The following is a 24,691-nucleotide window of genomic DNA, read 5'->3' as shown; positions in this document are numbered from 1 at the left end:
CACCCTTGCCCTCAACGGCAGCGCACGAAGGTCGCCGCGAAGGTCGCGGGCGGCGCCAAGGTCAGCACCAGACGGTCGCGCCGGGGGGTGTCCGCCGCCTCCAGCCGTAGGCCGCCGACCGGACCATTTGCGGTGGTCAGCGTGGCGCCCTGCCCCGGATCGGAGTCGGCGGTCAAGCCCGCCTCGATGGGAAAGCCTGGAACGCGCGGGTCGATCAGGCTGACACCATGCTCCCGTGTCACGTCGAGGTAGGAGGTCCGGCAATCGTCCACTGGCGCGCGGTTGACCGGATCGGCCTTGGCCCAACGCCCGACCAGCGCCGTCGCAGACACCGGGCGGGTCTGGGCGAGCGAACGGGCTGGCACCGGAGCCAGACGGGGGGCGGCGGCGTCGGTGATCGTCAGCGGCGTATCGGCCACAGGCTTGCTCCGTGCCGTCCGCTGAGCCTCCAGCGCCAAGACCCGCGCGTTGGTCGCCCGCAGCAGGCAGTCTGTCCGCGCCTTCGCCGTCTTCGGCTCGGCCAGATCGGCGGCGGCGACCGGGCAGGCCTCGTCCCGGCGGGAACGCCACAGCGTCTGCCCGGCCTCGATGGCGGTGCGGCCCAAGGCGTCGGTGGTCTCGCCCAGCGCCGCCAGCGCGCCGTCCAACGCTTCGTTCGCGGCGGTCAGTCCGGCGTCACGGCACGCCAGTTCGGCGGTAGGGTTCTCGATGGCGGCACAATCCGCGGCCAGAACGGAGCCGCTCAACAGAAGCCCGGCAAGCGATCCGGCGAAAACCCCGGCGAAAACATTGAGAACGCGCATCATGAGACCCTTCAAGCCGCCGGGAACGCCTCCAGCACGGCCTTGACCTGACGCTGGAAATCCTGGTCGCTGCGATAGCGCGTCATGACCGACTTGTCACGCTCCACGAAGAACAACAGTTCGTCCCGGTTGGGCATCCCGCGCGGGCTGGGCTTGTCGAGCAGTTCGCCGTTCCAGTCGACCCGCGCCATGAAATAGATGGCGCGGGCGAACAGCATGAACAGCTTGTTGTCGGGATCCAGCCGTTCCCGTCGCAGCAGCGCGTAATAATAGTAATTGCGCCCATGGAAGTAGTGGGTGTGGATCGCCTGCAACGTGGCGAAACGCTCGTCCGGGCTGTTGACCTTCTTGAGCTGCTTTTCCAGGCGGAACCCGGCGAAAAAATACTCCCGCGCCTCGTGCTCGAAGGAAAAGGGGCTGCCCTTCGTCAGGCTCATCTGTTCGCCGTAGCGCTTCAGCGCGCGGGTCATCAGCAGTTCCAGGAACCGTCGCTCCAACGCCAGCGTGGCGGGAATCTGCGGCAGCAGTTCGAACACATGGCGCAGGTGGTAGGGATGGCGCACCACGACAACCGGAACCGGCAGCGACTTGCGCTTGAGCGGGGCGCGCCGTTCCGCCAGCGCCGTCACCGCCGGGGACAGCGAGGCCATGGTCGCCTGGATGGTGTCGTGCAGCTTCCAGCGCAGCTTGGTGTCCGCCGACTGGCTGCCCAGCCCGAAGCGCGACAGGGTCCGCGCGAGGCGGTCGCCGAAGCTCTGCCGGGGAAGCTTGTGGGTCGGCAGATTGGGAACCACCAGCGGGTTGCCGAGGACGTCGATGGGGGGCGGCAGGGGCCTGAAGTTGAAATACTTGCCCGTGATGACGCCGCGCCCGGACCCGCCCGCCCCGGAGGCCGGACGGGTTTCGCCTCCCTTGGAGGGCGTCGCCAGCGACACCATCGTTCCCCCACCCCGCCGCGCCGGTTCGTCGACCGTCCCTTTCGATATAATAGGGAACGCGAACGGATGAAAGCCACAGCCCGAAGATCGGAGCCGGTGGTTGGAAAAGAGCGTGGTTTTTTCGCAACTGCGGTAACGGGCGCGCGCGGCGTCTTGTTGGGCTGGATTCAACGGTGATACGGTTGCGGGTGAAGCGCCGGAAAAACCGGCGGGTGAACCAGTTCGAACAGGAATGAGGCGGGGTTATACATGGCGATCCATGTCGCGCTGAACCACAAGACCATCTACCGTTACGACCGCCCGGTGTCGCTCGGTCCCCAGATCGTCCGTCTTCGTCCCGCGCCGCATTGTCGAACGCCGATCCTCAGCTACTCGCTGCGCGTGACGCCCAAGCACCACTTCCTGAACTGGCAGCAGGATCCGCAGTCCAACTACCAAGCCCGTTTCGTCTTCCCGGAAAAGACCCGCGAGTTCATCGTCGAGGTCGACCTCGTCGCCGAGATCGCGTCGATCAACCCCTTCGATTTCTTCCTCGAGGACAAGGCCGGGCATTATCCCTTCGCCTACGAGGACTGGCTGCAAAAGGAACTGCGCCCCTATCTGGAGACGGAGGCGGTCGAGCCGGCGCTGGCCGAGTATCTGAAGACCATTCCGCGCGACAAGACCCCGACCATCGATTTCCTGATCGGCATCAACCAGCGGCTCCAGGGCGAGATCGGCTACGTCATCCGCATGGAGCCGGGCATCCAGACCTGCGACGAGACGCTGACCAAGCGCACCGGGTCGTGCCGCGATTCGGCGTGGCTGCTGGTGCAGATCTTCCGGCATCTCGGCCTCGCCGCCCGCTTCGTGTCGGGCTATCTGATCCAGCTCACCGCCGACCAGAAGTCGCTGGACGGCCCGTCCGGCACCGAGACCGACTTCACCGACCTGCACGCCTGGACCGAGGTGTTCCTGCCCGGCGCCGGCTGGGTCGGCCTCGACCCCACCTCCGGCCTGCTGGCCGGCGAGGGGCACATCCCGCTCGCCTGCACCCCCGACGCGTCGTCCGCCGCGCCGATCTCCGGCCTCGTCGACGAGGCGGAGGTCGAGTTCGAGCACGCGATGTCGGTCACCCGCATCTACGAGGCGCCTCGCGTCACCAAACCCTACACGCCCCAGCAATGGTCTTCCATCGAGGCGCTCGGCCATCGCGTCGACGAGGATCTGAAGGCCGGCGACGTGCGCCTGACCATGGGCGGCGAGCCGACCTTCGTGTCGATCGACGACATGGAGGGGGCCGAGTGGAACACCGCCGCCGTCGGCCCCAACAAGCGCCGTCTGGCCGCCGACCTGATCCACCGCATGATGAAGCGCTTTGCCCCCGGTGGGCTGCTGCATTTCGGCCAGGGCAAATGGTACCCCGGCGAATCGCTGCCGCGCTGGGCGATGACGGTCTACTGGCGCCGCGACGGCGAGGCGATGTGGGCCAACACCGACCTGCTGGCCCGCGAGAACGTCGATTACGGCCACACCGCGCAGGACGCCGGCGTCTTCCTGGTGACTCTGGCCAAGCGGCTGGGCCTCGACCCCACAGTGGTGCTCGCCGCCTATGAGGACGCGTGGCACTACCTGAACAAGGAGGCCAAGCTCCCCGTCAACGTCGACCCGCTGGAAAGCAAGCTGGACGACAAGGAGGAGCGCGCGCGCCTGTCGCGCGTCTTCACCAAGGGCCTGAACGAGCCGGTCGGCTTCGCCATGCCGATCAACCGCCGCATGACCCAGAAGGGTCCGGTCTGGCTGTCGAGCACCTGGCCGCTGCGCCAGGAGAAGCTGGTGCTGATCCCCGGCGACAGCCCGGTCGGCTACCGTCTGCCCCTGGGCTCCCTGCCCTGGGCGTCGAAGAGCGACTACCCCTACGCCTGGGAGACCGACCCGTTCGAGCCGCGCGAGCCGCTGCCCCCGCACCCGCTCCAGCGCAGCGTCGACGCCCGCCGCACAGCCCGCGAGTCCGACCGCGGCGTCCATGGCGAGGCGCGCGAGGCCCAGCGCCAGCGCGTGATGGCCGAGGTCCGCGCCGAGATCCCCGAGGAAGGCAAATCGGCGTGGTGGATCGTTCGCACCGCGCTGACCTGCGAGGCGCGCAACGGCCGGCTGCACATGTTCATGCCGCCGATGAGCACGCTGGAGGACTACCTCGCCATGCTGGCGGAGATCGAGGCGACCGCCGTCGAACTCGACATGCCCGTCGTGATCGAGGGCTACCAACCGCCCAAGGACCCGCGCCTGAACTCTCTGGCCGTCACCCCGGACCCCGGCGTGATCGAGGTCAACATCCACCCGGCCCACAGTTGGGACGAGCTGGTGCGCAACACCATCGACCTGTACGAGGACGCCCGCCAGTCGCGGCTGGGGGCCGAGAAGTTCATGATCGATGGGCGCCACACCGGGACCGGCGGCGGAAACCATGTGGTGATGGGCGGCGCCACGGCGGCGGACAGCCCCTTCCTCCGCCGTCCCGACCTGCTGCGCAGCCTGATCACCTACTGGCAGAACCATCCGGCGCTGTCCTACGTCTTCTCCGGCCTGTTCATCGGGCCGACCAGCCAAGCCCCGCGCGTGGACGAGGCGCGCGACGACCAGCTCTACGAGCTGGAGATCGCCTTCCACCAGATCGAGGAGCAGACGGCCATCTTCGGCCAATGCCCGCCCTGGATGGTGGACCGCATCCTGCGCAACCTGCTGGTCGACGTGCAGGGCAACACCCACCGGGCCGAGTTCTGCATCGACAAGCTCTATTCGCCCGACAGCTCGACCGGGCGGCTGGGGCTGGTGGAATTCCGCGCCTTCGAGATGCCGCCCCACGCCGAGATGAGCCTGACCCAGCAGCTTCTGATGCGGGCGCTGGTCGCACGCTTCTGGAAGACGCCCTACAAGGGCAAGCTGGTGCGCTGGGGCAACGAGCTGCACGACCGCTTCATGCTGCCCCATTTCATCCAGCAGGATCTGGCCGACGTGCTCCAGGACATGCGCGACCACGGCTATCCGATGGAGGACAGCTGGTTCGCGCCGCACATGAACTTCCGCTTCCCGACCTACGGGCAGGTCAACCAGCGCGGCATCACCATGGAGCTGCGCATGGCGCTGGAGCCGTGGCACGTGCTGGGCGAGGAGCCGGGCGGCGGCGGCACGGTCCGCTTCGTCGACAGCTCGGTGGAGCGGGTGCAGGTGCGGGTCAGCGGACTGATCGACGCGCGCTACGCCATCACATGCAACGGGCGGCGGGTGCCGCTGATCCCCACCGGGACGGAGGGCGATTTCGTCGGCGGCGTGCGGTACCGCGCGTGGCAGCCGCCGTCCTGCCTGCACCCGACCATCCCGGTGCACACGCCGCTGATCTTCGACATCGTGGACACCTGGGCCGGCCGGTCGATCGGTGGCAGCACCTACCATGTGATGCATCCGGGCGGGCGCAATTACGACACCTTCCCCGTCAACGCCAACGAGGCGGAGGGCCGCCGGCTCGCCCGCTTCTTCCCCTTCGGCCACACCCCCGGCCCGATGGACGTGCCGAACGAGGAGCGCAACCCGCAATTCCCGATGACGCTGGATCTGCGTCGCGGGTGATTCGGACGGTTTGAGCGGAGATCGCGCGCGGGACGGCAATTGGCGGTCCCGCGCGTTCCCCTTTTTTCATTCCTTTGTGGGCGGCAAGCTCTGATTGCTCGCCCTCCGCACTATCCCTGTATGCGGAAAGGACTTTTTCCTCGACAAAAGTTGATAGAGCTACACGCGATACGATTATCCGAAATACCCTCCCCCGTTGAAAGCGACAACGCCATCAACCTGCTGGGGGAACAACAGGATGAAAGCCACCATTTTTGCGACCGCTGCGGCGGCGAGCCTGCTGCTGAGCGCCTGCGCCGAACCGCCGCCACCGCAGCGCCCGGTTCCGGTCAAGCCGCCGACCGAGATCGACGGTCTCTGGTACCTCGACCAGAGCTGGTCGCAGGACGCGCGTCAGTGGTACTACAACACCAGCCAGGGCTCGCAGATCATGCGCTATGACTGGTTCATGGCGCTGGAGGATCCGCAGACCAAGGCTCCCTTCGTCAAGAGCCTGACCCGCTACGGCTATCCCGTCGGCACCGCCGGGCCGTGGAACCCGGACCGACTGCCGCTGGGCTTCGTCAAGGACACCGACCCGGACAAGACCGAATGGTTCGGCATGGGCTGCGCCGCCTGCCACACCGGCGACGTGACGGTCAACGGCAAGACCATCCGCCTGGACGGCGCCGTGACCACCGGCGATCTCTACGGCTTCATCGCCGCGCTGAGCCAAGCCGTCCACACCACCGTCACCGTGGACGGCGTGTTCGAACCCTTCGCCGGCCGGGTGCTCGGCCCCAACGCCACGCCGGAGCAGAGGCTCGCCCTGTTCGACGCGGTCAAGGCGTTCGACGCCAGCTTCGCCCTCTTCGTGGCGCAGAGCACGCCGGGAACCCCCTGGGGTCCGATGCGCACCGACGCCTTCGGCATGATCTTCAACCGCGTGGGGGCGATCGATCTCAACCTGCCCGCCAACAGCCGCCACCCCGACGCGCCGGTCAGCTACCCGGTCCTGTGGGACGCACCGCATCAGCCGCGCGTGCAGTGGAACGGCCTCCTGAGCAACGCGACCGCGATCGACGCGCTGGGCCGCAACTCCGGCGAGGTGCTGGGCGTGTTCGGCAAGATCGCGCTGAAGCCCCCAAAGGACATCGCGCACTACTATTACGATTCGACCGTGCGCGGTCGGGAACTGGTGGCGATGGAGAATCTGCTCCGCACGCTGCGGTCGCCCGTGTGGCCCGACAGCCTCGCCGGTCCCGTCAACACCATCAAGGCCGCCGCCGGCGAGACGATCTACCAGCAGAACTGCGTGAGCTGCCACAGCCCCCTGCCACGCGGCGAGACCTACACGACGGCGCCCATCATCATGGTGCCGCTGTTCAATTGGGCCCAGCCAAGCAACGCCAAGGCGGTCATCGCCGCCTTCGGCACGATCTGCACCAAGGGCGTCGACGCCGCGGTCGCGGCGAAGATGATCACCGTCAACTACGCCGCCGACCCGAAGATGGCGGTGGACGCGCTGTGCCGCAAGATGGACACCGGCGCCATCGCCGGCATCGCCATGCCGCCGAAGCTTCTGGGCGGGACGCCGCTGGCGAACCCCGATCTGGCAGCGAGCCTGCTTTCGAACGCCGTGATCGGGGCCATCATCGGCGATCTGGCGCGCGAACCCAAGCTGGCCGGTGATCTGCTGATGGGCGACAAGGCCCCGGCTCCCTGGCTGGCGCCCCGGACCGCCGCCACGTGGTCGGCATCGGCGGTGACACCGGAGGGAACGCTCGACACCACGCCGCTCGTCAAGCCGGGCCAACCCCTGAGCGAAGACCACAAGCGGGTCATCGCCGCGCTGAGCCAGCAGGAGAAACCGCAAGGCCCGGTGCCCGCCCCGGCCAAGGCCGCCGCCGCCGCGTCCAAGGCCGCTCCGTCCGGCCGGGCGGCGACCGGCGGTCAGGCCACCAAGGACGAGGAAGCGCTGGCCGAGACCATCAAGTCGTTGCTCGCCTACAAGGCCCGTCCGCTCGACGGCGTCTGGGCAAGCGCGCCCTACATGCACAACGGCTCGGTACCGAACCTGTACGAGATGCTGCTGCCGGTCTCGCAGCGGTCGGTGGCCTTCAAGATGGGCGGCGGCGCGCTCGACCCGGTCAAGGTCGGTGTGGATTCGGCGGCGGCGACCTCGACCTTCCTGTTCGACACCACCAAACCGGGCAACCGCAACACCGGACACGAGTTCGGCGCCGGCCTGACCGACACCCAGCGCTGGGAATTGCTGGAGTATCTCAAGACCCTCTGACCATCCTCGTCCCACCCCTTCCGTGCCAAACGGGAGGGGTGCCTCCGGCCGAACAGGGGCATATCCGCGTAGGTCAAGAGCGGCGCATCGCCGCAGCCCCGTTTTTCCTGAACGAGTGACCTATCGGCATGATCCGGATGGAATATTGCGAACCCAACATGTTTGACAGGTCACCGTTGTTGCATCCGCGTCCGGGGACGTTCACAGTGTTGCTCTCTTCCTAGGCAGACGCACAAAAACGACCTTGTCCCAGTATGATCCCTCCTCTTCCGCCCCGGCCAACGCGCCCTTGATGGGAACGCAGCCGGTGCCCTTCGCCCAGGGATCGCTGTTCGGCGAGGCCGACGCCATCGGCTACGGCGCCGGCCAGGTCTATGACGAAATGGTGACCGGCCAGGGCCGCCTGCGCCCGCACTGGCAGACCTTCATGAGCACGCTTGGCCCGCTCGACGCCGACCTGATGGCGGTGCGTTGGGAGGAGGCGCGACGGCTGCTGCACCAGAACGGCGTCACCTACAACATCTACGGCGACCCCAAGGGGATGGAGCGGCCCTGGCCGCTCGACATGATGCCGCTGCTGTTGCCGGCGCATGAGTGGAAGGCCATCGAATCGGGGCTGATCCAGCGCGCCTCGCTGCTGAACGCCATCCTGACGGACCTCTACGGCCCGCAGACCCTGACCCGCTACGGGCGCCTGCCCCCGGCGGTGATCCACGCCGATCCGGGGTTCCGCCGCGCGGTCCACGGCATCCGCGTGCCGAACGACGTTCATCTGCATTACTACGCCGCCGACCTCGCCCGCGCCCCGGACGGGCGCTGGTGGGTGCTGTCCGACCGCACCCAGGCGCCGAGCGGCAGCGGCTACGCGCTGGAAAACCGCGCGGTGATGGCGAAGGTGCTGCCCGACAGCTTCCGCCATTGCCAGGTGGAGCGGCTGGCCCCCTTCTTCGACACCTTCAAGGACACGCTGCTGTCGATCAGCCCGCGCCGCGACCGCACGCGCGTGGTGCTGCTGACGCCCGGTCCCTACAACGAGACCTATTTCGAACACGTCTACATCGCCCGCTACCTCGGCATCACACTGGTGGAAGGCGCCGACCTGACGGTGCGCGACCGGCAGGTGTTCATGAAGACCCTGTCGGGCCTTGAGCCGGTGGACGTGATCCTGCGGCGCCTCGACGCCGATTTCGCCGACCCGCTGGAGCTGCGCGCCGACAGCTCGCTGGGCGTCGCCGGTCTGATCGAGGCGGTGCGCGCCGGCACGGTGGTGGTGGCGAACGCGCTGGGCTCCGGCCTGATGGAATCGATGGCGATCAAGTCATCGCTGCCGACGCTCTGCCGCCATCTGCTGGGCGAGGAGCTGCGGCTGCCCGGCGTGGCGAGTTGGTGGTGCGGCAACGACGCCGAGCGCGCCTATGTGCTGGACCACCTCGGCGGGCTGGTGATCAAGCCGGCCTTCCCGTCGCTGTCCTTCGAGCCGATCTTCGGCGCCCTGTTGTCGGCCGGTGAGAAGTCCGCCCTGGTCGACAAGATCAAGCGCCGGCCCTGGTACTATGTGGCGCAGGAGCAGATGGCGCTGTCCACCGCCCCGGTCTGGCAGGACGGCAAGCTCCAGCCGCGCCCGCTGGTGCTGCGCGTCTTCCTCTGCGCGACCCCCAGCGGCGGCTACATGGTGATGCCCGGCGGCCTGACCCGCGTGTCGAGCGAGCCGGGCCGACTGGTCGTGTCGATGCAGCGCGGCGGCGGCAGCAAGGACACCTGGATCCTCGCCGCCCGCCGGGCCGAGGTGGCGCCCGCCCAGGCCCGCCCGGCCATCGCGACCGAACCGACCCCCGCCGTTGCCCGCCCCGCCGCCAACGACCTGCCGAGCCGCGTCGCCGACGGGCTCTATTGGCTGGGCCGCTACGCCGAACGCTCGGAAAGCGCGGTGCGCCTGCTGCGCGCCTCGCAGAGCCGCCTGACCGACGGCAACACGCCGGGCGCCGGGGCGCAGCTTCGCCCGCTGCTGACCCTGCTGGCTTCGGTCGGCATGATCCCCTGGGACATGACCCGCGTGACCGAGGCCGGCGGGCGCGGCCTGCGCGACGCGCTCTATTCCGCCGTGGTCGATCCCGAACACCCGAACAGCCTGCGCTCGCAAATCCTGCGGCTGCACCGCACCGCCTATTCGGTGCGCGACCGGCTGTCGATGGACATGTGGCGCGTCGTCACCACCATCGACCGGCAGAGCCAGCAGCCGCGCATCCGCCTGGACGCCGCCGCCTTGCTGCTGCGCATGGACGATCTGATGACCAGCCTCGCCGCCGTCGCCGGGCTGGAGCAGGAAAGCATGACGCGCGGGCCGGGCTGGCGTTTCCTGGACATCGGACGGCGCATGGAACGGGCGCTGCACACGGTGGCGGTGATGCGCGGCATTCGGATCTCCGCCCTCGACCGCCAGGACGAATCGATGCAGTCAGCCTCGCTTGCCGTGCTGCTCGAACTCGGCGAGAGCGTGATGACCTACCGCGCCCGCTACCTCACCACCGTGCAGCGCACCCCAGTGCTGGAACTGCTGCTGGCCGACGAGACCAACCCACGCGCGCTGGCCTTCCAACTGGCGGCGCTGGAGCGGCATCTCACCGCCCTGCCCAACCATGGCGCCGGCAGCACCGGAGACCCGACCGGCGGCGCCCTGTCCATCGTGGCCGCCGCGCGCGGCAGCCTGCGGCGGGCGGAAGCCCTGCGGTCGAGCGAGGCCCTGGAGACCTTGCTCGACACGCTGGCGATGTCGCTGCCGGACATATCCAACTTCCTCGCACACGCGTATTTCAGCCATGCCTTCGCCCGATCAGCCTGACCTCGAATCCGCAACGCCGGACGCCGAGCCCGTTCCGGAAGCGGCGCCCCTGGGGCCGATGCGCTATCGCGTGCGCCATGAAACGGCCTACGACTACGGCGAGGACGTGCCGGTGTCACACCATCTGCTGCACCTGACGGCCCGTGCCCACCCGCGCCAGCGGGTCCGCCGCTGCCTGCTGACGGTGGACCCGGTGCCGGCCGTGCGTGGCGACCGCGTCGATTACTTCGGCAACACCGTCACCTATGTGGCGGTGCAGGAGCCGCACCGGACCTTTTCCGTCATCGCCGAGAGCGAGGTCGAGGTCTCCGACCTCCCGCCACTGGATCCCGCGACGACCCCCGGCTGGGAACATGTCCGCGACAGCCTGCGCGGGTTGTCCGGGCCGGACGACGGGGCTGAGATCACGCAATACTGCTTCGACAGCGCGCTGGTCAAATCCAGCCCGGAGCTGCTGGACTATGCGCGCGGCTCCTTCACCCCCGGCCGGCCGGTGGCCGCCGCCGTCATCGACCTGATGGAACGGGTGAACGAGGATTTCGCCTTCGATCCCACGGCGACGACGGTCGCCACGCCGATGGCCGAGGTGATGAAGAACCGGCGCGGCGTGTGCCAGGATTTCGCGCATGTCGTCGCAGGCTGCGTCCGCGCGGTCGGCCTTCCGGCCCGCTACGTGTCGGGCTATCTGCGCACCCTGCCGCCGCCGGGCAAGCCCCGGCTGGTCGGGGCCGACGTCAGCCACGCCTGGGCCTCGGTCTGGTGCGGAGCCGCCGCCGGCTGGCTCGACGTCTGCCCGACCAACGCCTGCGTCGCCAACCGCGATTTCATCACCGTGGCCTGGGGCCGGGATTACGACGACGTCAGCCCGGCGCGCGGCGTGCTGGTCGGCGGCGCTGGCCACGGCCTGACGGTGAGCGTCGATGTGGAGCCCCTGGACGACTGAGAGTTGGGGTTTTACCTCCGATTTGTCGGGATTGAAAAGCTCGATTGCTTGTGAAAACGCCTGCCAACCGGCGGGATTGCTTGGATTTTTGATTTGTACACGATGGGTTTCTCCGAGAAAGCCGCTGGGATTTGGTGGTAGACTGAACACCATGGGCACAACGGCCCGCTTCCCCTTGGCTTCCTGCAAGGTGGTGTTCGCTTGCCGACCGACTCCGAAACAATCGCCTTCGCGGCCCCAGGCGTACGGCGGGCCATCGTCTATGCGGCCTTGTCCTCGCGCGTGGGGGCGAATCTCGGCCCGCAGATTTCCCAGATGGACCGCCAGCTCTATTTCAACACCGCCCCCTTGCAGTTGACGATCAACCAACTCAAGAAGGTGCTGTTTCCCTGGATGGTTCTGGATTTCCGGGCAAAACCGACCAAGACCAAGGCGCTCTGCATTTTCGATATGTATCTGGGCAACGACGACGGCAAGAACGACGTCCATAAGACATTGCGGGAACGCATGGAAACGGTCCGGCAAAATTCGGACATGGCGAAAAGCATGAGCTGGCTGAAGCGTGTGTCCACCTCGAGCAGCCGCACCGTCGACAGCAATATTTTCGACGACATGTTTCGGCTGCATCTGTTCGGTTCATCGCAGGATCACATGATGCGGTCGGCGCATCAGGGCCTGTTCCGCCAGATCATAGCGACGCCCCCGGTCACGAGCCTCAGCCCCCAAGTGTCCGCCGAGATCCATAAGATCCAGCAGATCTGCAAGGACGCCGGGTTCTCCCTGAAGAATCTCGGCCTGACCGACAGCTTCGCCTGACGGCCCCGTTCTTTCCTCTCAAGCTTCCCGCGACTGACCCTGCGGCGATTCCAGCATGCGTTTCAACGTGCTGACGATTGTCTGCGGGTTGACCGGCTTACTGAGGATTTCCAAAGGCTTCCAACGTTCGTGGGTCAGATCGCTGTCGTGGGTCAAGAAGCCGGTCATCACCAGGACCGGCAGGTTTGCGCAGCGCTCCCGCATCGCGCGGATCAGGGCGTGACCGTCCATGCGCGGCATGCGCAGGTCGGTGATCAGCAAATCGGCGGGATCCTCGGCGAAACGTTCCAGCGCCTCGATTCCGTCACCGGCCAGCGTCACCCGGAAGCCCTTGATCGACAGGAAATCCTCCAGCGCCAGGGCAGCTAGGGCCTCGTCCTCCGCAACCAGTATGTGGAAGGGTTCAGGCATGCGACAGTTCCCTGTCCTGAAGGGATAACGGCTGAACCGGAAGCGTGATGGTGAAGCACACGCCCCGGCGTCCGCCATCCAATTCGACGTTGACGGCCTCGATGCGACCGTTCATCGAGTCGATGATGCCATAACCGATGGACAAGCCAAGCCCCGTTCCGCTTCCCACGTCCTTGGTGGTGAAAAAAGGATCGAAAATGCGCGGCAGAATGGCGGAATCGATCCCGCCACCATCGTCCGTCACCTGGATGACGGCAAAATCCAAGGTCGCGTCGCCCTGCACCACGACGTCGATGCGCCCGGCATCCCCGCCGGCCGCGCGCCGCGCCTGGATGGCGTCGCGCGCGTTGGACAGCAGGTTCAGCACCACCTGTTCCAGTTGAAGCGGCCGGCCCCGCACCTCGCCCGACACCGGGGCGACGTCCTCGAACAGCGCGATGTTCTCCAGTTCGTACTGGTGACGAACCAGATCGAGGGCGTTACGCACGGTTTCGCCCGGCGCGAAGCCGCAGTATCCGCCGTCGTCGCGCCGTCCGAACATGCGGACATGGTCGATCAGCTTGCCCATGCGCTCGGTCTGGTTGATCACCAGCGTCATCGCCCGTTCGATCCGGTCCGAATCGACCGCGCCGTCCCTAAGGCGGGTCAGCATGTTCTCGGTCCACAGGCGGATGACGTTCAGGGGCTGGCTCATCTCATGCGCCATACCCGCCGCCAGCGTGCCCAGTGTCGCCATTTTGGTGGTCTGGACGGCGTCCTCCTGAAAGCGCTTGCGGTCCGTGATGTCGCGTCCGCTGCCGAGAATCTGGACGACCCGCCCGTCGGCGTCGCGCACCGGCACCAGCACCGTGTGGAAGTCCCGCCGACCGGCCGGAAGGTCCAGGACCTCTTCGTAATCGACAGGGACGCCACCGTCGCGGCATTCGGCGTAGTGCGCCATGACGCTGCCGGCCAGTTCATGCCCCAGCGCCTCGGTGACCGGACGGCCCCGCAACTGCTCCGGATCCAGACCGGTTGCCCGCGCCAGGGCCGGGTTGATCGCGTCGAAGACGAACTGCCCGTCCGGCTGGATCGAGACGATGAAGAGCGCCTCGTCCAGATTGTTGAAGAAACCTGCGTAGCGCTGCTCGGCCTGCTTCCGGATCTCGATCTCGCGGTGCAGGGCGGCGTTGGCCTCGGCCAGTTGGCGCGGGCTGGGGAGAGCCAGCAGGCGCGGCATCAGCACCCACAGCGTGGCCGCGGTCAGCAGCGAGACCAGCGCCGTGAAGGCCTTGACCACGCCCTCGGTGACGTAATCCGCGTTCCACAGGGTCCAGACGCTGAAGAAATGCGTGGACCCGCAAGCGACGATGAACAGGGCGAACAGCAACGCGACCCAGCCGAGTTCGATATCGCGCCGACGATGGACAAAATAGAGCAAGGCGAGCGGGATGGAGAAATAGGACAGGCCGGTCAGCACGTCGGCGGCGACGTGGAGCGCCAGGATGTCGGTTCTCCACAGCAGACAGACGCCGTGCGGCACGAAGTCGCTCGCATCCCAGCCCGATTCCAGTCCCATCGCCATGCCGGGCCTCTTCCATGTGATCCGGCATCGCCGGCACGGCGGCACCGGTGCCAAGGGAGCCGGACCGCACCGGCACTGCCTCGAAAGAGTGACACGCTTGTCCAAGGATTGAGCGCCGTCAAGCCACCAATCCGTCCATCCACCAATCGAAAGAGATAGAAGAAACGTCCGTTGCCCGCGAAACACACACAATCGCGGTAATTTTTCTGGAGCACGGGCGGTTCGACACAAAATCGAACCGCCCTGCTGCTTTCAGATGATGGTTTGGACTTTGCGGTTCTGTTCGCGGGTCTTGAGGAAACGCAAGCTCGGGTAATCCTCTTGCGAGCGGTTGAGATGCCACGCGTTGCGGGCCAGGAACACCAGCGCGCCGTCATGGTCTTCCGCGATCGCCGACCGGTTGAGGTCGATGAACTTCTCCAACTGGACCTTGTCGTCGGTCTCGATCCAGCGCGCTGCGTCGAGCCCGGCCCCCTCGAAACGAGCCTGAAGCCCGTATTCCGCCTCGATGCGCGACGCCAGGACCTCGAACTGGAGCGGACCGACGACGCCGACGACCCAGTCGGCCCCGGTCAGCGGCTTGAACACCTGGGAAGCCCCCTCCTCCGCGAAATGCTCCAACGCCTTGCGCAGATGCTTGACGCGCATGGGATCGTCCGGGCGGACGCGCTGCAGCAGCTCCGGGGCGAAGCTCGGCACGCCGGTGAAGCGCAGCTCCTCGCCCTCGGTCAACGTGTCGCCGATGCGCAAGCTGCCGTGGTTGGGGATGCCCATGATGTCGCCCGGCCACGCCTCTTCCGCCACCTCGCGGTCGCGGGCCAGGAAGAGGACGGCGTTGTTCACCGCCATCAGCTTGCCCGAGCGGATGTGCTTCAGCTTCGCGCCGCGCCGGTAGCGGCCGGAGCAGAGGCGGACGAAGGCGATGCGGTCGCGGTGGTTCGGATCCATATTGGCCTGGACCTTGAACACGAAGCCGGTGACCTTCTCCTCGTCGGGCTGGACGGTGCGAGGGTCGGCCGGCTGCGGGCGCGGCGGCGGCGCGACCTCGGCCAGACCGGCCAGCAGCTCACGGACCCCGAAGTTGTTGATGGCGGAGCCGAAATAGATCGGCGTCAGATGGCCGGCGCGGTAGGAGTCCAGGTCGAAGGGCGGCATCAGGCCACGCGCCATCTCCACCTCTTCCCGCAGCTTGGCGGCGGCGTGGGTGGGCAACAGCTCGTCCAGCTTAGGATCGTCGAGGCCGTTGCACTCAATGCCCTCGTCGATCTCGTCGCCCTTGCTGCGGTCCATCAGGATCAGCCGGTCGCGGAGCAGGTCGTAGCAGCCCAGAAAGTCGCGGCCCATGCCGATCGGCCAGCTGGCCGGGGTGACCTCCAGCGCCAGCGAGCTTTCGATCTCCGAGATGAGGTCGAAGGGGTCGCGGGCCTCGCGGTCCATCTTGTTGCAGAAGGTGATGATCGGCACGTCGCGCAGACGGCAGACCTCGAACAGCTTCAGGGTCTGCGCCTCGATGCCCTTGGCGCCGTCGATCACCATCACCGCGCTGTCCACGGCGGTCAACGTCCGGTAGGTGTCCTCCGAGAAATCCTCGTGGCCCGGCGTGTCGAGCAGGTTGAAGGTGCGCCCGTCGTAATCGAAGGTCATCACCGAAGCGGTCACGGAAATGCCGCGCTCGCGCTCCACCTTCATCCAGTCGGACTTGGCGCGGCGCTGCTCGCCGCGCGCCTTGACGGCGCCCGCCATCTGGATGGCGCCGCCGAACAGCAGCAGCTTTTCCGTGAGGGTGGTCTTGCCGGCGTCGGGGTGCGCGATGATGGCGAAGGTCCGACGCCGGGAGACGGCGTCCTGAAGCTCGGACATGCGCGGTTCCCGTGACTGAAGCGACAAAAGGATGCAAACGGCGAAAAGGGCCGACAGACGACACGCGCCCATCGGCCCTTACGGCACTACATAGCAGCCGGCGGTTCCGCTTTCCAGAACCTTGCGGCTTTTTGCCGTCGAGAGATCACTGGGGAGTGGGGTAGACGCCGTCGACGCAGATCAGATAGCGCAGGCTGGGATCAGGAGACTTCCCGCGCAGATCGGGCAGCTTGAACTCGTTCTTGGCAAAGTCGTAGCCGAACTTGTCGCCGAGCAGGGAATAGACGGCGTCCCAACGATGACCGCCTTCATTCCGCGGGCTCACCGACTGCCCTTCGCACGGCACGAAACCCTGGGGAATGTTGTTGAAGGAAACCAGAATGATCTGACCGATGAAAAAGCCTTCCATTTTCCGCCCTCTTTCTTTCAATTGTAATGCATGAAGGCAACTTTCACCGATTTTCGGTTGTGCCTTGCGGTGCATTAAGTTCTGAAAGGCGGCCTTGTGCAAGAAAGCATAAGCGACAAATAGCGGCGGAATACCGCAGAAAAAATGAAAGCGATGAAATGAATCATCGCTTCCACCTTTGATTGAATTTTTACAGATCCAGTTCTGCGATCTGCACTGCGTTCAGGGCGGCGCCCTTCAGAAGCTGGTCGCCGCAGACGAACAGGTCGAGGCCATGGTCGCCGAACACCAAATTGGTGCGGATGCGGCCGACCTCGACGTCGTACTGGCCGGCGGCGTTCAGCGGCATCGGGTAGACGCCGTTGGCCGGGTCGTCGGTCAGCTTGACGCCGGCGGCGTCGGCCAGCACCGCGCGGGCGGCGGCGGGCGTGACCGGCTGGATCGTCTCGATGGTGATGGCTTCCGAATGCGCCCGGTAGGTCGGGATGCGCACGGCCGTGCAGCTCAGCGGCAGATCGGCGATCTCCAGGATCTTCCGCGTCTCCCAGGTGACCTTCATCTCTTCCTTGGTGTAGCCGTTCTCCTGGAAGGCGTCGATCTGCGGGATCAGGTTGAACGGGATCGGGTGACGGAACACGCTGTTGGTGACCGGCTTGCCGTCCAGCTGGTTGCGCGTCTGCTCCTCAAGCTCCGCCATGCCCTCGGCCCCGGCGCCGCTGGTCGCCTGATAGGTCGAGACGATCACGCGCTTCAGGCCGAAGGCCTTGTGCAGGGGGCCGAGCGCCACCACGGCGATGGCCGTCGTGCAGTTCGGGTTGGCGATCAGACGGCCGCCTCCCTGGAAGGCGTGGGCGTTGATCTCGGGCACGATCAGCGGGATGTCGGCGTCGTAGCGGAAGGCGGAGCTGTTGTCGATCACCAAGGCGCCGGCCGAGGCGAGGTTCTTGGCGTGCTCCTTGGCGAAATCGCCCGACACGGCCAGCAGGACGACGTCGTAGCCCTTGACCACCTCGGCGTCGAACGCCTGGAGGGTCAGCGCGCCGTAGGGGCCTTCCTGCACCTTGCCGGCGCTGCGTTCCGACGCGAAGAGGCCGATCTCGGAGACCGGGAAGTTGCGGGCGTGGAGAACGCTGACCATTTCGCGCCCGACGGCGCCGGTGGCGCCGACGACGGCGACGCGGCGGGGGGCGGGGCGGCTGGCTTGATCGATGCTCATTGTCGGGGTTCCGTCCTTGTCTAGTCCTGGTGATCGGACCGAACCGCAGACCCCGGATACGACGAGGCCCCGTCCGTGTCCGGCGGGGCCTGCCTCGTGGAAGAAACGCTGGTCGGTCCGATCAGCACACGCCACGAGACGGCCCGCCGCAGCGAGTCGCTTTTTTCGTAGTCGTGGTGGTGATGGCCATGCGGATCATGCGAGTGTCTTAGCCGAACGCGCGCGGCTTGTAAAGCGCCGGCTAGCGGGCCGACGCGCCCTCAAGACCGCAGCGCTCCACCACGAAGGCGGCGACCGCCTCCGCGTCGTTGAGGTCGAGCACCGGCACCGGGCAGCCCGGCACCGCGCCGTCGCTCGCCACCGCGACGATGCTGGGATCGTCGCGCGCGATCAGCGGCTTGCCAACCGCCGAGCGCCACACCTCGATCTTCGCGTGCGCGTCGCGCTTGAAGCCCTCGATCAGCAGCAGGTCGACCGGCGCCAGCTTGGGCAGCAGGTCGGCCAAGGCCGGCTCCGGCTCGTCGCGCAGCTCGTGCATCAGCGCCCAGCGGTAGGGCGAGCTGACCAGCACCTCGGTGGCGCCGGCCAGACGATGATCGTGGCTGTCCTTGCCGGGATGGTCGATGTCGAAACCCTTGTGAGCGTGCTTCACGGTGGACACGCGCAGGCCCCGGCGGGTCAGTGCCGGGAGCAGACGGACCATCAGCGCGGTCTTCCCGCTGCCGCTCCAGCCGGTCAGGCCGAAAATCTCCATGGCCGCGCCCCCGTCAACCGGCCGAGCGGGCGGCGGCGCCGCGCTTGGACGGCTGCTCGGCCATCATGTGGGTGAGGCCGGCGCGCATGTAGTCCCAGCCGGTGTAGAAGGTCAGCGCCGCCGCGATCCACAGGCCCACCGTGCCGATGATCGTCGAGGGCACCTCCGGCGGGCTGTAGTCGCCGACGATCAGGAAGCCCAGCGCCACCATCTGGATCGCGGTCTTCCACTTCGCCAGCCACGTCACCGGGACGCCGACGTGCAGCCCCGCCAGATACTCGCGCAGGCCCGACACCAGCACCTCGCGCAGCAGGATGGTCACCGCCGGGAGAATCGACAGACCGCCCAGACGTCCGAACCCGGCCAGCATGATCAGCGTCGCCGCCACCAGCAGCTTGTCGGCGATGGGGTCGAGGAACTTGCCGATCACGCTCTCCTGCGCCCAGGCGCGGGCGAGGTAGCCGTCGAACCAGTCGGTGATGCAGGCGGCGGCGTACAACCCGCAGGCGGTGTAGGCCGCCCAGGCCTCCGGAATGTAGAACAACCCGACGACCAGCGGGATCACCGCGATGCGCGAGAGGGTCAGCAGGTTGGGCAGGCTGGTCAACATGATCGGAAGCTCGAACCGCTGGAGGACACGATTGATACGCGCATCCCCATTCTAACCGTCGGGATGGAAGTGATCGTATATCTTTTTCGCCACTGTCCGATTGATCCCCTCCACGGATTCCAGATCGGCCAGCCCGGCGCGCGCCACCGCCGCCCCGCTGCCGAAATGGTGCAGCAGCGCCTTCTTGCGCGACGGGCCGATGCCGGCGATCTCGTCGATGGGGGATTTGCTGATGGCCTTGGTGCGCTTGGCCCGGTGGGTGCCGATGGCGAAGCGGTGGGCCTCGTCGCGCAGCCGTTGCAGGAAATACAGCACCGGGTCGCGCATCTCCATCTGGAAAGGCGGCCGGTTCTCCATCAGGAAATGCTCGCGCCCGGCGTCGCGGTCGGGACCCTTGGCGATGCCGACCAGCGTCACGTCGTCGATCCCCAGTTCGGCGAAGACCTCCAGCGCCACGTTCAACTGCCCGACGCCGCCGTCGATCAGCACCAGATCGGGCCACGTGCCGAGCGTGCGCTCCGGATCCTCCTTCAGGGCGCGGCCGAATCGGCGGGTCAGCACCTCGCGCATCATGGCGAAGTCGTCGCCGGCCGCCGCCTCGCTGCGGATGTTGAACTTGCGGTAGGCGTTCTTGATGAACCCCTCCGGCCCGGCGACGATCATGGCGCCGATGGCGTGGGCGCCCTGGATGTGGGAGTTGTCGTAGACCTCCACCCGCTCCGGCGGGGAATCCATGCCGAACACCCCGGCCACCCCCTCCAGCAACCGCGCCTGCGACGAGCTTTCGGCCAGCCGGCGGCCATGGGCCTCCCGCGCGTTGGTCAGGGCATGCTCGACGATCCGACGCTTCTCGCCACGCTTGGGCTCGGTCAGCTCGACCTTGTGGCCGGCGCGCAGGGACAGCGCCTCGGTCAGCAGGTCCAGTTCGGGCAGAGCGTGGCTGACCAACACCAGCGGCGGCGCGGCCTTGTTCTCGTAGAATTGGGCGATGAAGGCGGCCAGCACATCCTCGGTTTCCGCCGCCTTGTCGTGGCTGGGGAAATAGGCGCGGTTGCCGTAGTTGCGCCCGCCCCGGAAGAAGAACACCTGCACGCAGGTCACCCCGCCCTCGGCGTGGGCGGCGACCACGTCGGCGTCCTCCACCACCCCCTCGACGTTGATGTCCTGGTGGGCCTGGATCGCGGTCAGCGCGCGGATTCGGTCTCGGTAGCGCGCCGCCGCCTCGAAATCCATGGCGTCGGAGGCTTCCGTCATCTTCGCCACGAACTCGGTCTGGATGTCGCGGCTCTTGCCGGACAGGAAGGCGCGGGCCAGCCCCACCTGGGCCTGATACTCGGCCGGGGTGACGCGGCCGACGCAGGGCGCGGTGCAGCGCTTGATTTGGTATTGCAGGCAAGGGCGCGAGCGCGCGGCGAACACCGTGTCGGCGCAGTTGCGCAGCAGGAAGGCGCGCTGCAACGCGGTGATCGTCCGGTTGACCGCGCCGGCCGAGGCGAAGGGACCGAAATAGTCGGCGTCCCGGCCGCGCGCGCCGCGATGCTTGGTCAACTGCGGGTAGTCGTGGTCCTTGGTGATCATGATGTGCGGAAAGGTCTTGTCGTCCCGCAACAGCACGTTGTAGCGCGGCATCAGCCGCTTGATCAGATTCGATTCGAGAAGCAGCGCCTCCACCTCGGTGTGGGTGTTGACGAACTCCATCGTCTCGGTTTCCGACACCATGCGCTGGAGACGGACCGGCAGCTTGGCGACCTGGGTGTAGTTGGTCACCCGGCGCTTCAGGTTGCGCGCCTTGCCGACGTAGAGCACCGCCCCGTCGCCCGCCAGCATGCGGTAGACGCCGGGGGTCTGCGGCAGGGTCTTCAGATGCTCGCGGATGATCTCGACCCCGCGCGCGAGGTCGGCCGGGCGGCGGCGGGCGCGCTGCGGCGCGGCATCCGGAACAGGGTCGGAAGGCGGGCTGGACACCGGGTCGGAAGAATGCGTTTCGGACATGGGCCGAATGTCGTCGAGCCGGCGCGCGGGGTCAACCATCCCCCACACGAAAGGCGCGACCGCACCAACCCACCAGCCGAAAAGACTATCCACCGTTCCTGTGGATAAGTTTGTCGATAACGAAGGTGCTATCACGTTCGGAGCCAAGCGCCGCAACGGCTCGCCCACATATGCCTAAAAAATAGGCAATTATGCTAACTCGTTGATTTCATTTACAAGGAACGAAAGTGGAAGCGCCAAATGTCGCAGTGGCACAAAAATGCCATGGCCCGCAAACGGCCTCTTGCGCCGGCTTGGGCACCTGTGTAAAAGGCGCGTTCCTTTTCGGCCGGGTGCCCGCCGCCGGCCCGAAAAGACCCACCGCCGCCGTCCGCGCCCGGCCTCCGTCCCCGCTCATTCGACGGGCACGAAACCATGCGTCGGCTGCGCCCAGCCGAGATGCTCGCCCCCGTCCAGGGCGATCATCTGGCCGGTCACCGCCGGGGCGGAAATCAGGAAGCGGATGGCCGCGCAGATCTCCTCCGGCGTCGCGCCACGGCGCAGCGGGGTCGAGTCCCATTGGGCGGCGAACTCCGCCTCGGACTGGCGCTCGTTGCGCAGGGTCGGGCCGGGGCCGATGCCGTTGACGCGGATGCGCGGGGCCAGCGCCTGGGCCAGCGTGCGGGTCAGCGCCCACAGCCCCATCTTCGACACCGTATAGGACACGAAGTGCGGGGTCGGATTCCACACCCGCTGGTCCAGCAGGTTGACGATCAGCCCGCCCTGCCCGTCCGGCAACCGGGACGCGAACTCCTGCGACAACACGAAGGGCGCGCGCAGGTTGGCCTCCATGTGCGTGTCCCAGGACTCGCGGGTCGCGTCGGCGACCTCGTCGCGCTCGAAGCGGGAGGCGTTGTTGACCAGAAGGGTCAGGCCGCCCAGCCGTTCCGCCACGGTGGGGACAAGCGCCCTCACCTCCTCCTCCCGTCCCAGATCGGCGGGGAAGGCGGCGGCGCGGCCGCCGATCCCCTCGATCTGCGCGACGACAGCGTCGGCGTCGGCGCGGGAACGGTGGTAATGAACGGCGACGCCCCAGCCCTGGGACGCCAGATCGAGCGCGATGGCACGCCCGATGCGCTTGCCGGCTCCGGTGACGAGAGCCGTTTTCCTCTTGATCTCGACCATGCCGCCATAGGTACCTTGCCACCGTCGCGGGTCAAGGGGGGACGGAGGGCAAACCGCCGATGCTGCGCGAAGCGTTCGAATATCTGACCACCCCCTGCGACCCGCTGGCGCGCCGGCTGGGCTATCTGGGCGAGACGGTGGCGCTTGGCGCGCGCTACCGGCGCCAGAGCCGTGCCTGGGCGCCGCACGTCGCCGCCTGCCGGCGTTTCGTGACCCAGGCGATGGAGCGGGCTCTGCAAGGGGAGAAGACCGGCGGGCGGGCGATGGTCGCCGGGTCGGGGCTGCTGATCGAGCTGCCGCTGGAGGAACTGGCCACCCGCTTCGACGAGTTGGTGCTGGTCGACATCCTGCACGCCCGCTCGGTGCGGCGACGGGTGGCGCGGCTTCCCAACGTCCGGCTGGTGGCGATGGACGTGACCGGGGCGCTGGTTCCCCTGGCCGCCGCACTGGACGCGGGACGGGCGCTGCCCACGGATTTCACGCCGCCCCCCGCGCCCGGCGGACGCTTCGCCTTTGCGGTGTCGTGCAACCTGTTCTCCCAACTGCCGCTGATGCCGCTGGAGGCCGTCGAGCGCCGCGTCCCGGCCCTCCCCGACGCCGACCGGCTGGCCTTCGCCCAGCGCCTCGCCCGCGACCATTTGGAGTGGCTGGCGGGCGCCGCCGACAGCGCCGCGCTGTTCACCGACACGGAGAACCTGTGGCTGCGCGGCGGGGCCGTGCTGGAGCGCGAGGACTCGGCCTGGGGCCTCGCCCTGCCCGCCCCCGACGTGTCGTGGCTGTGGGACATCGCCCCGGCCCCGGAGCAGCACCGCCGCAACGACCTGCGCCACAGCGTCGGCGCCTGGTTCGACGTCCGCACGGTGACGAGTGCGCTCTCCTTCTGTTGATGCTGCGGGAATCGCCACAACAAGGAGACACCATCATGGCCACCGACCAGCGCAAGGTCCCGCTCGACATCCGTGACACCCGCGAACAGCCGGACGTGGACGAGCGCGAGATGGGCTTCCAGAACGTCGAAGGCCCCGGCGCCGAGGAAGATTACGGCATTCCCGGCAGCGAGGAGGCCCGCGCGCTCGGCACCGGCCCCCTGCCCCAGCGCCGTGAGGACGGCCGCGACCGGTCGCAGCCGGAACAGGTCCGGGACGACCGGATCGTCGACGACCGCAACGTGGCGGTGGACGGCGGCCGGGATGACAAGGACCGTTAAGCCAAAGGCCTCATGGCGGCAAGCCGGAACAATTCGCACTCATATTGATTGGTCAAGCTGATACGGGGAGCGTTGGTCGGCAATGCGCGCATAGCGCTTCTTAGGACAGTCCTGTTGCCCTAACTTCCAAGGCGAAACAAGAAAGTCCGGGGAGGGGACGTCTCTCTCAACGAGGAGATTTCCCTGCCATGTCCAAGACCATCGTCTACCAACGCGACCCGCGCAGCCACGACGAAATCATGCTCGCCGCCCGCCAGATGCGCGCCGAGTACATTCGCAAACTGTACCGCAAGCTGCGCGCCGCCCTGTTCAGCCCCGACGCCCAGGGCACAACCTTGACGCCTCAGGTCCGCTAAGCAGATCCGTTGAGTTTTTCAGATGCCCGAACCCCGCACGGCGGAGAAACGCGGCCGACGCCCGTTTCTCCGCCTTTCGGTGTTTTAGCCTGACGGATGGCCTTACTGGGCCGACACGATCTCGCCATGCAGGGTGCAGGCGGTCTCGGCCAGATCGACGAAACGGTCGGTGACCTGATCGGGCTGGGTGATCGACTTCGGGTCCTCGCCGGGGAAGGCCTGGGTGCGCATCTTGGTCGCGACCACGCCGGGGTCGATCAGGTTGACCCGCAGCGGCGACGCCGCGATCTCCATCGCGTAGGTCTTCACGACCATTTCCAGCGCCGCCTTGCTGGCGCCGTAGGGGCTCCAGTAGGGATAGGGCGCCTTGGCCGCCGACGAGGTCACGAAGACCGCGCGGCCGGCCTCCGACGTGCGCAGCAGCCGGTCGAAGGAGCGGATCAGCCGGTAGTTCGACGTGACGTTCAGGTCCATCACCCGCGACCACAGCTTGGGATCGTATTGGGCGATGGGGCCGAGCGCCTCCAGGGCGCCGGCGTTGCTGACCAGGATGTCGAGCTTGCCGAAGCGCTCGTAGACCGAGAAGCCCAACTGGTCGATCTTGTCGTAGTCGCGCAGATCCAACGGCACCAGAGTCGCGTTGCGGCCGGTGGCCTTGAGGATGGCGTCGTCCACCTCCTCCAGCCCGCCGACGGTGCGGGCGGTCAGGATGACGTGCGCGCCCTCGGCGGCGAACCGCTTGGCGACGGCGGCGCCAATGCCGCGCGACGCGCCGGTGACGAGAGCGATGCGGCCGGACAAACGTGACATGGGAGGCTCTTCGGGTTCGGGAGGGTGTTTGCCCTCTCCCGCCCCGGGAGAGGGAGGGGACCCGCCGCGGAGCGGTGGGAGGGTGAGGGGCTATCGGAACATGGATTGCGTACCA

Annotated in this window: 20 protein-coding genes; 8 read left to right on the top strand and 12 right to left on the bottom strand. The window is 67.3% G+C overall.

The annotated features are described in order from the left end of the window. Positions 1 to 11: 11 nt before the first annotated feature. Both EJ913_RS10345 and EJ913_RS10340 read right to left on the bottom strand, forming a co-directional pair. Entirely contained in the window at positions 12 to 806 is a 795-nt protein-coding gene (locus EJ913_RS10345) for a lysozyme inhibitor LprI family protein (protein ID WP_238521176.1), read from the bottom strand. A gap of 8 nt (positions 807 to 814) precedes the next feature. Then, a complete protein-coding gene (locus EJ913_RS10340) occupies positions 815 to 1,741 on the bottom strand; it encodes a hypothetical protein (RefSeq protein WP_185909740.1) in 927 nt (308 codons plus the stop codon). Between the two features lie 249 nt (positions 1,742 to 1,990). On the opposite strand from EJ913_RS10340, the gene EJ913_RS10335 reads away from it, so the two are divergent. From EJ913_RS10335 to EJ913_RS10315, 5 genes are all read left to right on the top strand, one after another. Next, positions 1,991 to 5,347 (top strand): transglutaminase family protein, encoded by a 3,357-nt coding sequence (locus EJ913_RS10335; protein ID WP_126997437.1) that lies wholly within the window; start codon positions 1,991 to 1,993, stop codon positions 5,345 to 5,347. A 238-nt stretch (positions 5,348 to 5,585) separates the two neighbouring features. Continuing rightward, positions 5,586 to 7,625: a di-heme-cytochrome C peroxidase gene (locus EJ913_RS10330; RefSeq protein ID WP_126997435.1), complete on the top strand. Its 2,040-nt coding sequence runs from the start codon at positions 5,586 to 5,588 to the stop codon at positions 7,623 to 7,625. A gap of 292 nt (positions 7,626 to 7,917) precedes the next feature. After that, the gene (locus tag EJ913_RS10325; RefSeq protein ID WP_126997433.1) at positions 7,918 to 10,464 is read left to right on the top strand and encodes a circularly permuted type 2 ATP-grasp protein; all 2,547 of its coding nucleotides are present in this window, start codon (positions 7,918 to 7,920) and stop codon (positions 10,462 to 10,464) included. Further along, complete coding sequence (locus EJ913_RS10320) at positions 10,442 to 11,407, top strand: transglutaminase family protein (RefSeq protein ID WP_338019129.1); 966 nt, start codon at positions 10,442 to 10,444, stop codon at positions 11,405 to 11,407. Before EJ913_RS10325 ends, EJ913_RS10320 begins: the two co-directional genes overlap by 23 nt. Positions 11,408 to 11,608: 201 nt before the next feature. Next, a complete protein-coding gene (locus tag EJ913_RS10315; protein WP_126997431.1) occupies positions 11,609 to 12,223 on the top strand; it encodes a hypothetical protein in 615 nt (204 codons plus the stop codon). Between the two features lie 18 nt (positions 12,224 to 12,241). Here the strand turns inward: EJ913_RS10315 and EJ913_RS10310 are convergent, their stop codons facing one another. From EJ913_RS10310 to EJ913_RS10270, 9 genes are all read right to left on the bottom strand, one after another. Further along, positions 12,242 to 12,634: a response regulator gene (locus tag EJ913_RS10310; protein WP_126997429.1), complete on the bottom strand. Its 393-nt coding sequence runs from the start codon at positions 12,632 to 12,634 to the stop codon at positions 12,242 to 12,244. Beyond that, positions 12,627 to 14,198, bottom strand: a complete 1,572-nt coding sequence (locus EJ913_RS10305; protein ID WP_126997427.1) for a sensor histidine kinase — start codon at positions 14,196 to 14,198, stop codon at positions 12,627 to 12,629. Before EJ913_RS10305 ends, EJ913_RS10310 begins: the two co-directional genes overlap by 8 nt. A 252-nt stretch (positions 14,199 to 14,450) precedes the next feature. After that, positions 14,451 to 16,058 carry a peptide chain release factor 3 gene (locus EJ913_RS10300; protein WP_126997425.1) on the bottom strand — a complete coding sequence of 536 codons (1,608 nt, stop codon included), beginning with the start codon at positions 16,056 to 16,058 and terminating at the stop codon, positions 14,451 to 14,453. Between the two features lie 145 nt (positions 16,059 to 16,203). Beyond that, entirely contained in the window at positions 16,204 to 16,467 is a 264-nt protein-coding gene (locus EJ913_RS10295) for a tail fiber protein (RefSeq protein WP_126997423.1), read from the bottom strand. Between the two features lie 190 nt (positions 16,468 to 16,657). Next, complete coding sequence (locus tag EJ913_RS10290; RefSeq protein ID WP_126997421.1) at positions 16,658 to 17,683, bottom strand: aspartate-semialdehyde dehydrogenase; 1,026 nt, start codon at positions 17,681 to 17,683, stop codon at positions 16,658 to 16,660. A 241-nt stretch (positions 17,684 to 17,924) separates the two neighbouring features. Beyond that, entirely contained in the window at positions 17,925 to 18,437 is a 513-nt protein-coding gene (gene mobB, locus EJ913_RS10285) for a molybdopterin-guanine dinucleotide biosynthesis protein B (protein ID WP_126997419.1), read from the bottom strand. Between the two features lie 13 nt (positions 18,438 to 18,450). Further along, positions 18,451 to 19,047 (bottom strand): CDP-diacylglycerol--glycerol-3-phosphate 3-phosphatidyltransferase, encoded by a 597-nt coding sequence (gene pgsA, locus EJ913_RS10280; protein WP_126997417.1) that lies wholly within the window; start codon positions 19,045 to 19,047, stop codon positions 18,451 to 18,453. Between the two features lie 51 nt (positions 19,048 to 19,098). Next, positions 19,099 to 21,039 (bottom strand): excinuclease ABC subunit UvrC, encoded by a 1,941-nt coding sequence (gene uvrC, locus EJ913_RS10275; protein WP_126997415.1) that lies wholly within the window; start codon positions 21,037 to 21,039, stop codon positions 19,099 to 19,101. Positions 21,040 to 21,432: 393 nt separating this feature from the next. Continuing rightward, positions 21,433 to 22,203 carry an SDR family oxidoreductase gene (locus tag EJ913_RS10270; protein WP_126997413.1) on the bottom strand — a complete coding sequence of 257 codons (771 nt, stop codon included), beginning with the start codon at positions 22,201 to 22,203 and terminating at the stop codon, positions 21,433 to 21,435. Between the two features lie 59 nt (positions 22,204 to 22,262). On the opposite strand from EJ913_RS10270, the gene EJ913_RS10265 reads away from it, so the two are divergent. From EJ913_RS10265 to EJ913_RS31590, 3 genes are all read left to right on the top strand, one after another. Next, positions 22,263 to 23,090 (top strand): hypothetical protein, encoded by an 828-nt coding sequence (locus EJ913_RS10265; RefSeq protein ID WP_126997411.1) that lies wholly within the window; start codon positions 22,263 to 22,265, stop codon positions 23,088 to 23,090. Between the two features lie 35 nt (positions 23,091 to 23,125). After that, entirely contained in the window at positions 23,126 to 23,410 is a 285-nt protein-coding gene (locus EJ913_RS10260) for a hypothetical protein (protein WP_126997409.1), read from the top strand. A gap of 188 nt (positions 23,411 to 23,598) precedes the next feature. Next, positions 23,599 to 23,766: an RSP_7527 family protein gene (locus tag EJ913_RS31590; protein WP_185909739.1), complete on the top strand. Its 168-nt coding sequence runs from the start codon at positions 23,599 to 23,601 to the stop codon at positions 23,764 to 23,766. 102 nt (positions 23,767 to 23,868) lie between these two features. Here EJ913_RS31590 and EJ913_RS10255 read toward each other — a convergent pair whose 3' ends face one another. Further along, entirely contained in the window at positions 23,869 to 24,576 is a 708-nt protein-coding gene (locus EJ913_RS10255) for an SDR family NAD(P)-dependent oxidoreductase (RefSeq protein WP_126997407.1), read from the bottom strand. Positions 24,577 to 24,691 lie beyond the last annotated feature (115 nt).

It is taken from the genome of Azospirillum doebereinerae (assembly GCF_003989665.1).
Classification (GTDB): domain Bacteria; phylum Pseudomonadota; class Alphaproteobacteria; order Azospirillales; family Azospirillaceae; genus Azospirillum; species Azospirillum doebereinerae.
Note: the sequence above shows the minus strand (reverse complement) of the source record. Positions and strands in the feature narration are given on the sequence as shown.

Bases quoted from the DNA above. Each gene is read 5' to 3' on its own strand.
- EJ913_RS10345 (WP_238521176.1), bottom strand. From the start codon at position 806: ATGATGCGCGTTCTCAATGTTTTCGCCGGGGTTTTCGCCGGATCGCTT.
- EJ913_RS10340 (WP_185909740.1), bottom strand. From the start codon at position 1,741: ATGGTGTCGCTGGCGACGCCCTCCAAGGGAGGCGAAACCCGTCCGGCC.
- EJ913_RS10335 (WP_126997437.1), top strand. From the start codon at position 1,991: ATGGCGATCCATGTCGCGCTGAACCACAAGACCATCTACCGTTACGAC.
- EJ913_RS10330 (WP_126997435.1), top strand. From the start codon at position 5,586: ATGAAAGCCACCATTTTTGCGACCGCTGCGGCGGCGAGCCTGCTGCTG.
- EJ913_RS10325 (WP_126997433.1), top strand. From the start codon at position 7,918: ATGGGAACGCAGCCGGTGCCCTTCGCCCAGGGATCGCTGTTCGGCGAG.
- EJ913_RS10320 (WP_338019129.1), top strand. From the start codon at position 10,442: ATGCCTTCGCCCGATCAGCCTGACCTCGAATCCGCAACGCCGGACGCC.
- EJ913_RS10310 (WP_126997429.1), bottom strand. From the start codon at position 12,634: ATGCCTGAACCCTTCCACATACTGGTTGCGGAGGACGAGGCCCTAGCT.
- EJ913_RS10305 (WP_126997427.1), bottom strand. From the start codon at position 14,198: ATGGCGATGGGACTGGAATCGGGCTGGGATGCGAGCGACTTCGTGCCG.
- EJ913_RS10300 (WP_126997425.1), bottom strand. From the start codon at position 16,058: ATGTCCGAGCTTCAGGACGCCGTCTCCCGGCGTCGGACCTTCGCCATC.
- EJ913_RS10295 (WP_126997423.1), bottom strand. From the start codon at position 16,467: ATGGAAGGCTTTTTCATCGGTCAGATCATTCTGGTTTCCTTCAACAAC.
- EJ913_RS10290 (WP_126997421.1), bottom strand. From the start codon at position 17,683: ATGAGCATCGATCAAGCCAGCCGCCCCGCCCCCCGCCGCGTCGCCGTC.
- mobB (WP_126997419.1), bottom strand. From the start codon at position 18,437: ATGGAGATTTTCGGCCTGACCGGCTGGAGCGGCAGCGGGAAGACCGCG.
- pgsA (WP_126997417.1), bottom strand. From the start codon at position 19,047: ATGTTGACCAGCCTGCCCAACCTGCTGACCCTCTCGCGCATCGCGGTG.
- uvrC (WP_126997415.1), bottom strand. From the start codon at position 21,039: ATGTCCGAAACGCATTCTTCCGACCCGGTGTCCAGCCCGCCTTCCGAC.
- EJ913_RS10270 (WP_126997413.1), bottom strand. From the start codon at position 22,203: ATGGTCGAGATCAAGAGGAAAACGGCTCTCGTCACCGGAGCCGGCAAG.
- EJ913_RS10265 (WP_126997411.1), top strand. From the start codon at position 22,263: ATGCTGCGCGAAGCGTTCGAATATCTGACCACCCCCTGCGACCCGCTG.
- EJ913_RS10260 (WP_126997409.1), top strand. From the start codon at position 23,126: ATGGCCACCGACCAGCGCAAGGTCCCGCTCGACATCCGTGACACCCGC.
- EJ913_RS31590 (WP_185909739.1), top strand. From the start codon at position 23,599: ATGTCCAAGACCATCGTCTACCAACGCGACCCGCGCAGCCACGACGAA.
- EJ913_RS10255 (WP_126997407.1), bottom strand. From the start codon at position 24,576: ATGTCACGTTTGTCCGGCCGCATCGCTCTCGTCACCGGCGCGTCGCGC.